Origin of the sequence: Paraburkholderia sp. GAS42 (assembly GCF_050436565.1) — a bacterium.
In the GTDB taxonomy this organism is placed as follows: Bacteria; Pseudomonadota; Gammaproteobacteria; order Burkholderiales; family Burkholderiaceae; genus Paraburkholderia.
Genome location: NZ_JBNDML010000009.1, coordinates 85,415 through 97,875, shown reverse-complemented (window position 1 = coordinate 97,875; position 12,461 = coordinate 85,415). Strand labels below are relative to the sequence as shown.

Genomic DNA, 12,461 nt, shown 5'->3' with positions numbered 1-12,461 from the left:
ACGAATTGATACGTTTACAATCTCCCGGCGAGCGGAGCGCGGCCGACTACCTTGATTCCAACCGCAGGGACGACTTTGAAACGACACATTCCAACCGCCAGAGGCAGATGTCCAAAGCGTGCAATCGGGATGGCCGCGATTGCCGCGGTTCTCGTGTCAGGGTGTGCAGGTTCGCCATCCATTGGCGTGCTCGGCGCGTACTTTCCCGACTGGCTGTTCTGTATCGTCGCGGGCGTTGTGCTCACGGTCGTCATCTATCTGGTTTTCAAGCGTTTTCAGGCCGGCCATCTGCTGGGACCTTCGGCCGTGGTGTATCCCACGCTTGTCACTTTCCTTTCACTCGCTGTCTGGTTGATGCTGTTCCAACACTGAAGCTCCTCAGGCGGATGCAATGGCGACAACTGCCAGCAAAACATCGAAAAGCAAATGGCCGGCCATTGTCCTGGTCGTGGTGACGCTGCTGTTGCTGGTTTTCGTCATCCGGCTGCTTGACCGTGCGCCGCGCACCGACGACGCCTACGTCTACGCGGATACGATCGACGTCGTGCCTGAGGTCAACGGGCGCATCGTCGAGATGGCCGTGCACGACAATCAGGCGGTGAAGCAGGGCGATCTGCTGTTCCGCATCGATCCGCGTCCGTATCAGGATGCGCTGACGCGGGGCAACGCGTCCCTCGTCGCGCTCGACCGCCAGATCGAACTGACCCAGCGCACGGTCAATGCGCAGCAGTACAACGCGCAGTCGGTGCGTGCGGCCGTCGAACGCTCGCGGGCCGCAGCCAGCCAGGCGTCCGATACGCTGCACCGCATGGAGCCACTTTTGTCACACGGTTATGTGTCGGCGGAAGACGTCGACCGTGCGCGCACCGCACAACGCGCCACGCAGGCCGAACTGAGCGCCGCGCAACTGCAGGCGCAGCAGGCGGCAGCGGCTGTGAGCGGCGTCGATGCGCTGGTCGCGCAACGTGCCGTCGTCATGGCGGAGATCTCGATTGCGGAATTGAACCTCGAGTATGCGACGGTCCGAGCACCGTTCGACGGACGCATTGTGTCATTGAAGACATCGACAGGCCAGTTTGCAACGGCGCTCAAACCCGTCTTCACATTGATCGATACGCGCCGCTGGTACGTGGTCGCGAACTTTCGCGAGACCGAGCTCAAGGGCGTCAGGACGGGCACGCCCGCCACGGTCTACCTGATGAGCGATACGGGCCAGCGCTTCCAGGGCGCGGTCGATTCGATCAGTTACGGCGTCGCGCCCGATGAAGCCGGCCTTGCATTGCCTGGCGGCTTGCCGCGCATTCAACGCACGCTTAACTGGGTCCATGTATCGCAGCGCTTCCCGGTGAAGATACGGGTCGACAATCCGAACCCGGAGCTGTTTCGCGTCGGTACGTCGGCGGTGGCCGTGCTGGAACCCGGGCGCGGCAATGACGGCGAGCGCCATTGAGGAGCGCCCATGGCCGCCACCGACTACCTGCCCGTCACGCTGCGCGATGCAGGCGCTTTCCTGAGGCGCGAGCTTGCGCCTTTCCCCGGGCGTCTCAACGTGATGTTGCGTTGCATGCTGACGAGCGCCATCGTGATCGTCGTGTCGATGGCGCTCGAAGTGCCGGAGCTCGCGCTGTCGCTGCTGGTGGTGTTCTACGTCACGCAGTCGAACGTGGTGGTCACGCGGCTGGTCGGCGTGATGTTCATGGTCGGATCGACGCTCGCGATCGGCCTGTCGATTCTGGTGCTGAAGTTCACATTCGACTATCCGTTGCTACGCATCGTGATCGCGAGTCTGCTGTTCTTCGGCAGCGTCTATCTGATTCGCGTTCTCAAGATCGGCGTGGTGTTCTTCATCGTCGCCATCGTCGTGATCTACGTGCAGAGCTTCGTGGACCAGACCGATCAGGCCGACCTGCTGATCCGCGCGGTGCTGTGGGTGTGGGTCGCCGTCAACTATCCGATCGCCTTGACGCTCGTGGTTAACGCGTTGCTGTTGCCTGCCGAACCGCAGTTGCAGCTCAAGGCGGAAATCCATCGGCAACTCGCGGCGCTGGAAACGCGCCTGACGCAACTGATCGACGGCACGACGAGCGCCGCGCCGATTACGCTGGCGGCCGTCCAGCAAGGCGCGCTGACCTTGCAGAAGCTGCTACGGTTCACGACCATGCGCGATCCCCACTATCGCGAGCATCAGGCGTTGCAGCTTGCATGCATCGCGACGGTGTCGCGTCTTTATCGCGGCGCGAGCGAGTTGCCCGATACGTGGCCGGGGGCATCGGCGGCGCGGCTTGCGATGTTGCGCGAGCTGCGCGCAAACGTCCAGGCGCTCGACGAATCGGTGATGTCGGGCGAGCGCTATCGCTACATCGGCACGGCAACACCAGAAGAACGCAATGCAGCCGACGCGATTCCCGCCGCAGGCGAATTGCAGCGGGCGCTGCATGCATTCGCCGATCTGGTTGCAAGCGATGCCGAACCCGGCAAGCCGCCCGCGAGCGAGCCAATGGTCGCGCCGGACGCGTGGACCAATCCTGCGTACATGCGCTTTTCGCTGAAGACACTGCTTGCCGTTCTGGTCTGCTATGTGTTCTACAACGCTGTCGACTGGCAGGGCGTCCACACGATCATGCTGACCTGCCTGATCGTCGCGCTGCCGAGCCTCGGCGCATCGACGCAGCGTGCGTTGCTGCGGCTGTCCGGGGCCGCTGTCGGCAGCGTGCTGGCGCTGTTCATGGTCGTGTTCGTCGTTCCGCATCTCGACGACGTCGTCGGCCTGCTGCTGATGGCGTTGCCGGTCGTCGCGTTCGGGGCGTGGATAGCGGCGGGTTCGGAGCGGATCGGCTATGCCGGCCTCCAGATGGTGTTCACCTTCTCGCTCGCGTTGCTCGACCAGTTCAGCCCAACCACGAATCTGACTGAAATCCGCGACCGGATGGTCGGCATTCTGCTGGGCGTTTGCGTGGCGACCTTCGTGCAGATGTCGTTCTGGCGCGAGGGCGAGGGCGACGTGCTGCGGCAGAAACTCGCCACGATGCTGCGCGCCATTGCCGCACAGTTGCGTGCTCCACAGGCGGGCGTCGACCAACGGGACGAGTTGCCCTATGCGCAGCGCCAGTTGCAGGCGTGGGCCGTGCTGGCCGAGTGCGAAGCGACGCTGTCGCGCGTCGCGCTCGAGCCCGACTGGCAGGAAGTGGAGCAGGCGCAGCTGACACTGCGCGCGCAAACCGTCCTCGCGCAGGGGCGCGAGATCATGCTCGCTGGCGATGCGCTGCGCAACACGCTGGCGGCGCAAGCGGGATCGTCGAGCCCACGAACGGTCGATGCAGTGCGCTCGATGCAGGAACAGGCGTCCGTCGAACTCAACCGGTACGCGGATGAACTTACGGCCAACCCGCCCGACACCCGCGCGCCGCGACGCATCGGGATCGCTGCGCAAGCTGTCGAACCGGCCCAACCAACCCCACCGGCCGACGGCTCGCTCATCGCCGCAGCGGACGAACTGTCGCGGCAGGTCGCGGGCTTGCCGGACTGGCGCGTCGAGGCACCCGCCGCGGCGCCCTCATCACAGGCCATACGAACATGAACGCCCCCCTCGCTCACTATCGTTCGCTGCCCCCCGAGGGGGCGGATGCCTCCCTTGGGGCGGCCCGGCGAGAGGCATCATGAATGCGCGAGCGGGTGTACGCGACTGGCGATGGCGTCGATGCCTTTTATGCGTCGCGTGGATGTCGTCCGTGCTGCCGGGTTGCGCGCTGATCCATCATAACGGCACGCCCTATACCGAGATCGCGCCCGGGCAGATCAATCTCGCGAACGACATCCATCTCGCGCGCGACGGCTGGCCCGCCGCGCGCTGGTGGACACGCTATCGCGATGCGCAGCTCGACGCGCTGATCGAGCAGGCGCTCGCCGATGCGCCGACGATGGTGATTGCGCGCACGCGCGTCGCGCAGGCGAAGTCTGATGTCGAGCTTGTCAGAGCGGGGACGAACCTTCAGGTGGTCGCGCTGGCGTCGCTGGATCGCGAGCATATTTCCGCGAACGGCTTTCTCGGCCCGTTCGCGAAGAACGAACCGGCCGCGGGGCTGACGGGGCCGTGGTACACCGAGGGCGTCGTCGGGCTTGGCGCAAGCCTGGACATCGACATCTGGGGCAAGCAACGCGCGCAGGTCGCCGCTTCGCTCGGCGTGAGCAATGCGCGGCTCGCTGAGACGTCCGCTGTCGAACTCGAAATCTCGACGGATGTCACGCAGCTTTACTACGGCATTCAAACGACTTACCAACTGATCGATCTGCTGAACGAATCGCATGAGATAGCGGTGTTCGCGGTGCAGGCACACGAAGCGCGTGCGGCGCGCGGCCTCGAAGCCCGCACCCTGCTCGAAGAAGCACGAGCGCAGCAACTGGCCATCGAACGGCAGATCGTGTCGGCGCAAGGGCAGATAAAGCAGTTTCGCGAATCGATGCGGGCGCTGGTCGGCGCGGGGCCCGATGGCCTGCCCGCGATCGAGCCCGTCGCGCTGCCGCGCTCGCAGGCGGCCTTGCCGGCGACGCTCGCGTACGAACTGCTTGCCCGCCGGCCTGATCTGCAGGCGATGCGATGGTATGTAGAGGCGTCGTTCGACCGGATCGACGCGGCGAAGGCGGCGTTCTATCCGAGCTTCGACATCAAGGCGTTCTTCGGCTTTAACGCATTGCACCTCGCGGACCTCTTCACGCATGCAAGCCAGCAGATCAACCTGATTCCGGGCCTGACCTTGCCGATCTTCGACGGCGGCAGGCTCAACGCGAACCTGAACGGCGTACGCGAGGGCAGCAACCTGTTGATCGAGCAGTACAACCAGGCTGTCCTCAACGCGGTACGCGACGTCGCGCAAACGGGTAGCCGTCTACAGGACCTCGATGCGGAGACCGGATTGCAGAAGCAACGGATCGAATCGATTGCGTTCGCGAGGGACAGCGTCGAAGCCTATTATCAACGCGGACTGACGAGCCGGCTCGCGGCGCTCGAAGCGCGCCAGCCGGTGATCGCCGAACAGGTTGCGCTGCTCACGCTCAACGGTCAGATGCTCAATCAGGAGATTGCGTTGACGAAGGTGCTCGGCGGCGGCTATCGCGCCGATCCGCCCGTCGAACTGAAGCCGCGTTAAACGGCGCGCCAATGGGGTTCAGAACTGCTGTGCGCGAAGCGATTCGAACTCCGCGCGGCACACGTCGCCGAACTTGCCGAGAATGTCGATCGAGCCATCTGCGAGCATCTCGCGAATCTCGATGAAGGTCTTGTCCGGCGCAAGGTAAGTGTCCACGATCTTGCGTCCGATCACGTCGGCTTCGTCTGCGACTTTACGCGACGACTGGATGCGCATGCGGCTGATCTTCGCGTAGAGGTTGCCGAGTGCGGCGAGATCGGGCTTGTCGTGTTGCAGCGCGTCGACATAGCACTTCGTCGCTTCCTCGATGAACTCCCTGTACAGCTCTTGCCGCCGGGCGCGGTCATGCGCTAGCCACTCCGCGCGAACCTGGGTGCGTTGGGTCAGCCATGTGGCAAGAACCGAAGTCAGGCCGCCAATGGTGGCGCCGACGAGCGCAGCCAGGGCAGAGATAACCGATGCGTTCATGAAGCATCCTCACTTTGCCAGTCACCTCTCCATAGTAACGCGGGGCATGTGGGGAATGGGGTCTGCCGTTGACAATCGAGTGGGATTCGAGGCTGGCGCGCAAGGACCGGATCGGAAGCCCTCGACGGATAACTGCCATGCGTGTTACCCGCAATTTACCCGCAAGGCAGGCGGATTCCTCTGGATGGAACCGGACAGATTGCCATGCACCGGACGCGCAACCGGAGCGAATGCGTAAAGTCTCAACCATTCGCTGTAACCCCGTACGAGAAAGCCTCCTGAGCGTTCTATGTATTGCTGGCGGGACGTTTGATAGACTTTCCGGAGTGCAAACCACGGGACATGAGGCAAGTCGTGGTGGACTAGATGGTAGTTGTTATTCAGAAAGAGGATCCGCCAGAAGAAAGCGGCCTCGTTGACGACCGATCGATGTTGATCGGGGCCAGCAGTGCGATGCTCATGAAACGAGCGTACACACGCGACTGAGAGTGCCGCATAGCCAGTGACAACAATAAAAAGCCATGCGGGCAGACCGCACGCTCTGTCCAGCCAGTACGTCAATCCAGCGAGCGCAACGAAATGCGCGAGCCACACGGGTACATCGCGCCAGTCGCCGCCCGCGATCCTGCGAACCGCGTCGTTCGTGGTTGCGACAATTGAAAAGGCGGGCCCTAGCAGCAGGCGTCCCGCGAACGTGTTGCGCACGGTCAGCAGTGCACGCATGACTGACCCACTGCGCTGCCACGTCTGATGTGTCACAAAGTAGCTTTCCGGGTCGATCGAAGGATGCGTCAGATGCGGATCGTTGTGATGCTGAAGATGCAGGTCGTGATAGATGCGATACGGAAACCACACCGCAAGCGGTGCGAATCCGAGCAGACTGTTTACAACGCGCGAGCGCGTTGGATGGCCGTGCAGCAGCTCGTGCTGCAGTGACATGTACCACGCGCTGAGGAGCGCAAGAAGAGCCGTGCCGACCGGCAAACCGAGCGTACGCGCATGCATCGCGACGCCGAACCATGACCCATAAATCGTCGCGATCAACACCCATGTCGGCCATTCCGTGCGCCACGTCAACGTGGTGGTCAGGTGGGCCAGCGTACGGCGCTGGGTGTCGTCGAGATACGTCGCCATAGGCTGGTTCGCACCGTTTTCGTCAGGCTGCTGATATCGCGCGACGTCTCCCAGACGGCACGCACACTGGAGCCGATCGTAAAGGCTTCCACTTCCTGACAGAACCAATTTCTCGCGGAAAGCATGTGCGTAAAAGCGGAAAAGCACGTTTCAACAGATCGGGATGGGGACGATTGCACATCGGCCGCATGCCGTGCCGCTAGCTCTTTCGTGCAAGCCTGCACGCGTGATCCATCAGCGGCTCCGCTGAACCGCTGCCATTGTCGAGATCCAGGCTGCTGTTGACAATCAACCAGCCATCGCTCGCAGCAGACGGCCCCGCGCCGGTCACGAGGATCGTTTGCGAGGCCATCACAGCGTCTTTCGGGAGACCGCGCGCGACAACCCTGAACGGATCGTCGGCCGCTGCGAGCGAAGTAACGCGCATGATCCGGTAACGATTTCCGTCGATCACCTCCCACCGCCATTTGCCGGGCGTGTCGCTATGATGCCGCGCTAACGCGTCGATCACATCGTTGCGCATGCAATCGATATGGATATGCAGTTGAGATTGCGAGCGGCGATACGTGGAGTTGATTTCGAGCCCGAGCTGTTCGTCGCGGAGTGGCTGTTTGACGGCCTTTTCCACGTAGGTGCGTGCTTCCCATGCATCCGACCAGTAGGGCGGCGCGTCCTTGTCGAGAATCTGCGGACTTTCAATGCCCGAGACGCGATCGGTCGGGATCAACAGGTACTGCGATGTACCGTTGATGTCTTTCAGAATCGCGTAGCGCGCCTGCAGATCGACGCGCGTGCAGAAGCCCGGCGTGCCGGACGATTGCATCGACATCACGCATTGCCCGTCGACGATGCGCCACAGCGCGTTCGAATCGGCGGCTGCGAGTGTCGCGCAGCCGGTGCTGGTTGCGGCAAAGGCGATGCTGATGAAGGCCCAGAGAGCGAGGCGCATGGGGCGTCCGTTCCGTTCGGTGATTTATGGTTGCGGTGTGGCGTGCTGCTCGTAAAGCGCTCGCACGTACACCAGATGCTGCTCGGCCGCGCTGCGCGCTTTTTGCGCGTCGCGTGCCCTGATTGCGTCGTAGATGGCCTGATGCTGGTCGAGCAGTTGCTGTTCCATTGCGTCGTCGTAATCGATGAGCCGGTGCGACTGGCGCATCGATTCGCGGATCAGCGCATGAATGCCGTGCATTACATGCGCCAGTGCGACGTTGTGTGTCGAGTCGGCGATCGCAAGATGAAACGCGGCATCCAGATCGGCAAGGTGTGTGCGGTCGGATGAAAGCGCGCAGGCCTTCAACGCTTCGAAGGCCGTGCCAATCGCTTTGAGATCGTCAGGTGTTGCGCGCTCGGTGGCGTAGACGGTAGCGATCGATTCAAGACCTTGCCGTAACTCGAGAATGTCGGAACGGGTACGCGCGTTCTGCAACAGGAGTTCAGCGAGCGGCTTCGAAATGACCGCAGCCGTCATGTCGGCGACCACAAAGCCACCACGCCCTGTCATCGCGATGTAGCCGTCGGCTTCCAGCCGGATCAGCGCTTCGCGCAGCGAAGGGCGCGATACGCCGAGCTGCGTCGCGAGGTCGCGTTCGGCGGGCAGACGGTCGCCCGGTCGCAGTGCGCCATCCGAGATCAATGCCTTGATCTGGTCCGACACGACGTCGGAGAGGCGCTTGCGGGTGAACGTCGGAATCGGGCGAAATTGCATGGCGTCGGCGGGCGTGGCGATAGGCGACGACGTGGCCCGATATACGTCGTTGACGCGAGGCAGGGCCGCCGTCGCCGGAACGCAGCGATTATAGCGTCCGCGCAGGCATGCCCCGCAATGCGCCGTAATGTGCGTCAGGCCGCTAGAGCACGGGCGCAGGCAATGGCTTCAGCACCTGCTCGAACGCGATGCCGATCGCCAGCAACCGTCGGTCGCTGCCAGTCGGTCCGTCGAGTTCGATGCCGACGGGGCGTCCGTCCTTCGTCAGTCCCGCGGGCACCGAGAGGCCCGGAATGCCTGCGTTGCTCGCCGGATCGGTATTGCGAAGGAACGCGGACATTTCATCGAGCGGTTCGCCACCATTGATCGTCACCGATGACGAGCCGTTCACTTCGTCGAGCGGCACGGCGGCGAGCGGTGTGGTGGGAAACAGCAGTGCGTCGATCCGATGCATGCTGAACGTGGCGTCATATAGCTGCTGAAGCTGCGGCCGCCACGTGTTCATGGCCGCTTCGTACTGGCTGGCGAACACATCGGCGATGATCGCGTCGTACGCGCTGCGCACGTCCGGGCACGCGATGCGCACCGCGATGTCCACCACGGTTTTTACGGGCGCATCGTTGGCGACGAGCCAGGCGGGTACATCGTCGACGGGTTCGTGCAGTGCCACCGGCGAGCTGACCTTGTCGTTAAGCGTTATCAGGTCGGGCATGTCGACGTCGACGAAAATCACGCCGGCTGCTTCGAGGCGCGCCAAGGCATCGCGGGCAATGCGTGCCAGCGCGTGTTCCAGGCCTTCCCAAAGCTGCGCAGGCAGGCCGATGCGCAGGCCCGCAAGCGAAACTGCCGGCAACGCGGTGTCGCCCGTAATGACGCCATCGAGCAGCGCGATATCGGCAACGGTGCGTGCCATTGGACCGACCGTGTCGCGCGTGCGGCTGATCGGCACGACGGCGTTCGTGTCGTGATAGCGGCGCGCGGCACCGCCATTGCCCACCGACGGACGAAAGCCCGCGGTGCCGGTCAGAGCGGCGGGAATGCGCGTCGAGCCGCCGGTGTCGGTGCCGAGTCCGGCGGGCGCGATGCGCGCCGCAATCGCCGCAGCCGTCCCACCCGACGACCCGCCGGGAATCAGCGATGGATCGTACGGATTGCGCACCGGCCCGGCGTGCGGCGCCAGATTCGTGCTGGTGATGCCGAACGCGAGTTCATGCATGTTGGCCTTGCCGAGCACGATTGCGCCTGCATCGAGCAGCCGTTGAACAGATGGCGCGTTGGTCTTCGGAATGAAATTTTCGAGCGCAGGCGTGCCGGCCGAAGTCTGCAAACCAACGGTGTTGATGTTGTCCTTCACGACGACCGGCAGGCCGGCGAGCGGCAGGCGGGCTTTTTCAGCGGTCGATAGCGCATCGATACGCCTTGCAGCGTCGAGTGCGCCTTCCATGTTCAGGGCGGTGAGCGCATTCAACGTCGAGAGCGCCGCCGCGCGGGCCAGCAGCGTCGCGACATAATCGGTGGCGAGAAGGCGCCCTTGCTGGATCGCGGCGACGGCTTCAGTGGCCGTCAGCGCAAGTTGTTCATCGACCGTCCATGTCATGCTGTCTCCCGTGTTGCGGCGGCATTTGCTAGATGCAGCGGCCGCCCTTCGCCGCTACTTCAGAAACCGCAGCGCGAGGCGCGCGAGTCGTGGCACGACGGCCGGCCGCACAAGTCGCGCGTCGTAGCCGCTCATGCGCCGTTCGTTTTCGGCGAGGCACAGTTCGACGAGCTCGCGCGTCGTTAGCTCATTGCCGACCGAGCCACCGTTTGACGCCAGGAAATTCGCATCTTGCGCGACGCCGTTCGCATCGATGCCCCTCGCAATCGCCACGCGCTCCCATACGAGCTTGAACCAGATTGCCCCGACGCGCAGCGAATGCCATGGCCGACGCCACCACGGCATGGTGCGCCGGTACCACGTGACCCAGTTCACGAAGAAGAGGATATGCCGCGCTTCTTCCTGGATCACGGGTTCGAACGTCTCGACGAGCGCTTCGGGGAAATAGCCGGATTGCTGCGCCGAGCGGAACAGGCCAAAGGCGAAGAAGCTGTCGATGCACTCGCTGTAGCCGGTGAGCATCCATGCCCATTCGGCGTCGCGCGGCACGGGGTATTCGGGCTCAGGCGCGAGCTCGATGCCGTAGGCCGCGACCAGTTTCGAGAGCACGATCTTGTGGCGGGCTTCCTCGGCGGCGTCCATTTCTATCGTTTCACGCAGCAGCGGGTCGCTTAACTGCGCGGCGTAGCTGGCGACGCGGATCGCCGCGTGGCCTTCGGTCTGCACGGCGATGTCCCAGATGGGCAGCGAGGTGAGGCGGTGTAGTGCATCGGGCGGAAGCGGCGGCCAGTCGAGAACGGCGGGCCGGTAGGGATTGTGTGTCTCAAGCAGCATGCGGCAGAACATCTGCTCGTGAGCATCGGAGCCGATCTTGACGCGCGCCGGGTCAGGAAAGGTCCAGTGGCGCAGGGCGCGATCTTCGGGAGCATGTGTCAGGGTATCGGACATGGCAGCGAGAACGGTCAGCGGACATGTCGCTTATTCTGTCACAACCCCAAAAAAACGGCGTCGAAGTAGACAACGCCCGACAGTCCGGACGCCGCGGCGGCCTTTATCTGTGGCTGTCGATCCACAGGCGTCCCCAGCGGAACGCGTAGGCCAGCGCGTGTTCTTCGTCGAAAAAGTAGTCGAGCGCGTCGAACGAGTACGGGTGGCTCCGGGGTGCGGTGGTCTTCTCGATGGTCAGATTGGCGGCGAAGAGGCCGTTAGGAAGTTGCTGTGCTGCTGGGGCAACTGCGTAGCCTTTATAGTGAATGAGTCTGTTCATGGTCGTGCCGGTGATCGTGCCCGCTTGCGTTTGCAGTTCACGCGAAGTGCGACGATCGATCAATGAGCGGGCAGAGACAAGCGTAGGCCGTGCCGTGTATCGAGTGAACCAATCTTTCGTCGCAAGCAAATCAGGGGTGGCCCTGGGCGGTCATCGGTGATCCGGATGTGGCGGTGTCGTATGCGCTTGTTCACACTATCCGGCGCGTACACGCTTCCGTATGTTGCATGGCATACGCATTGCGTGAGCGGCCAGGCGGGATGTGTGCGATGGCACACGCTGAAGGCGGGCCTGCCGCGCGACGGATGCCGGCGGCGGGTGACGGGTATCGGGTATTGGGTGACGGGCGATGCCGGGAACGCTGGCCCGGCAGGTAAGCGCGCATGACGCGCGCCGTTCAGCTGGCGAGCGACAGGATTTTTGCCGCGCGAGGAGGGGGCGGGGCAACGCTCTCACGTTCTGCCGGGCGATGCGCGCCGAATGCCAGGGCGAATCCGGCGGCCTGGCGGCCAACGGTGGCGAGCTGCTCGACAACCTTCGGATCGGAACAGGTATCGACGGTTTCGAAGCGCGTTTCGAGCGTGTTGATGCCGGCGCCGAACGGCGTCGGCCAGCCGCGCAGCGCATGGGCGATCGAGCGCAACGACGTCAGCACCGAACCGGCGGCCTGCCATCCATAGGCGGTGACGATGCAGCCGACCGCGCGGCCGTCCAGATACGGGCGCTCATCGGCGCGCAGTTCTTCGAGCGTATCCAGCGCGTTCTTGACGAGGCCGGAAACGCCGCCGTGATAGCCAGGCGTCGCGACGATGACGGCGTCGGCGTCGCGCACGGCTTCGATCAGCTGGAGCTGTTCATCGGTCCGCGACGCGCTTTCCGGCGCGTAATGCGGCAGGCTGTGCAGGAACGTGCCACCGAACAGGTGCGTGCGCGCGCCGGCGCTTTCAGCGCCGCGCAGTGCGAAGCCGAGCGCGCGCTCGGTCGACGATGCGGCGCGCGTCGTACCGCCGATTCCGACGACGAGCGGCCGGCGAGTGTGATCGAAACTGGTCAACGCAATACTCCTTCCGTAGCGGCCGGGGCGCCGCACGGCGGGGCGCGCGTGCAGGGCCGGACGACCCGACTGATCCGCCATGTTAGTGATCA

General features: G+C 63.7%; 12 protein-coding genes. 4 read left to right on the top strand and 8 right to left on the bottom strand.

The genetic code is table 11. The features are described 5' to 3' along the window. The first annotated feature begins 129 nt into the window (after positions 1 to 129). The 4 genes from P3T16_RS15420 (at position 130) to P3T16_RS15405 (ending at position 5,144) form a co-directional block, all read left to right on the top strand. Entirely contained in the window at positions 130 to 372 is a 243-nt protein-coding gene (locus P3T16_RS15420; RefSeq protein WP_429342929.1) for a YtcA family lipoprotein, read from the top strand. 19 nt (positions 373 to 391) lie between these two features. Then, a complete protein-coding gene (gene mdtN, locus P3T16_RS15415; RefSeq protein ID WP_429342928.1) occupies positions 392 to 1,450 on the top strand; it encodes a multidrug transporter subunit MdtN in 1,059 nt (352 codons plus the stop codon). 9 nt (positions 1,451 to 1,459) lie between these two features. Continuing rightward, complete coding sequence (locus P3T16_RS15410) at positions 1,460 to 3,577, top strand: FUSC family protein (protein WP_429342927.1); 2,118 nt, start codon at positions 1,460 to 1,462, stop codon at positions 3,575 to 3,577. Positions 3,578 to 3,656: 79 nt separating this feature from the next. Continuing rightward, positions 3,657 to 5,144 (top strand): MdtP family multidrug efflux transporter outer membrane subunit, encoded by a 1,488-nt coding sequence (locus P3T16_RS15405; protein ID WP_429342926.1) that lies wholly within the window; start codon positions 3,657 to 3,659, stop codon positions 5,142 to 5,144. An 18-nt stretch (positions 5,145 to 5,162) separates the two neighbouring features. On the opposite strand, the gene P3T16_RS15400 is transcribed toward P3T16_RS15405, so the two are convergent. The 8 genes from P3T16_RS15400 to P3T16_RS15365 form a co-directional block, all read right to left on the bottom strand. After that, positions 5,163 to 5,612, bottom strand: coding sequence for a hypothetical protein (locus P3T16_RS15400; protein WP_429342925.1), 450 nt, complete (start codon positions 5,610 to 5,612; stop codon positions 5,163 to 5,165). A 144-nt stretch (positions 5,613 to 5,756) separates the two neighbouring features. Continuing rightward, the gene (locus tag P3T16_RS15395) at positions 5,757 to 6,746 is read right to left on the bottom strand and encodes a fatty acid desaturase (RefSeq protein ID WP_429342924.1); all 990 of its coding nucleotides are present in this window, start codon (positions 6,744 to 6,746) and stop codon (positions 5,757 to 5,759) included. A 199-nt stretch (positions 6,747 to 6,945) separates the two neighbouring features. Continuing rightward, complete coding sequence (locus tag P3T16_RS15390; RefSeq protein WP_429342923.1) at positions 6,946 to 7,695, bottom strand: CDP-diacylglycerol diphosphatase; 750 nt, start codon at positions 7,693 to 7,695, stop codon at positions 6,946 to 6,948. A 24-nt stretch (positions 7,696 to 7,719) separates the two neighbouring features. Next, positions 7,720 to 8,451 carry a FadR/GntR family transcriptional regulator gene (locus tag P3T16_RS15385; protein WP_429342922.1) on the bottom strand — a complete coding sequence of 244 codons (732 nt, stop codon included), beginning with the start codon at positions 8,449 to 8,451 and terminating at the stop codon, positions 7,720 to 7,722. A 142-nt stretch (positions 8,452 to 8,593) separates the two neighbouring features. Further along, positions 8,594 to 10,048, bottom strand: a complete 1,455-nt coding sequence (gene iaaH, locus P3T16_RS15380) for an indoleacetamide hydrolase (protein WP_429342921.1) — start codon at positions 10,046 to 10,048, stop codon at positions 8,594 to 8,596. Between the two features lie 54 nt (positions 10,049 to 10,102). Next, positions 10,103 to 10,996, bottom strand: a complete 894-nt coding sequence (locus tag P3T16_RS15375; protein ID WP_429342920.1) for a ferritin-like domain-containing protein — start codon at positions 10,994 to 10,996, stop codon at positions 10,103 to 10,105. Between the two features lie 103 nt (positions 10,997 to 11,099). Continuing rightward, positions 11,100 to 11,315, bottom strand: coding sequence for a transcriptional regulator (locus P3T16_RS15370; RefSeq protein ID WP_429342919.1), 216 nt, complete (start codon positions 11,313 to 11,315; stop codon positions 11,100 to 11,102). 397 nt (positions 11,316 to 11,712) lie between these two features. After that, positions 11,713 to 12,369 (bottom strand): NADPH-dependent FMN reductase, encoded by a 657-nt coding sequence (locus P3T16_RS15365; RefSeq protein ID WP_429342918.1) that lies wholly within the window; start codon positions 12,367 to 12,369, stop codon positions 11,713 to 11,715. Positions 12,370 to 12,461: the final 92 nt, after the last annotated feature.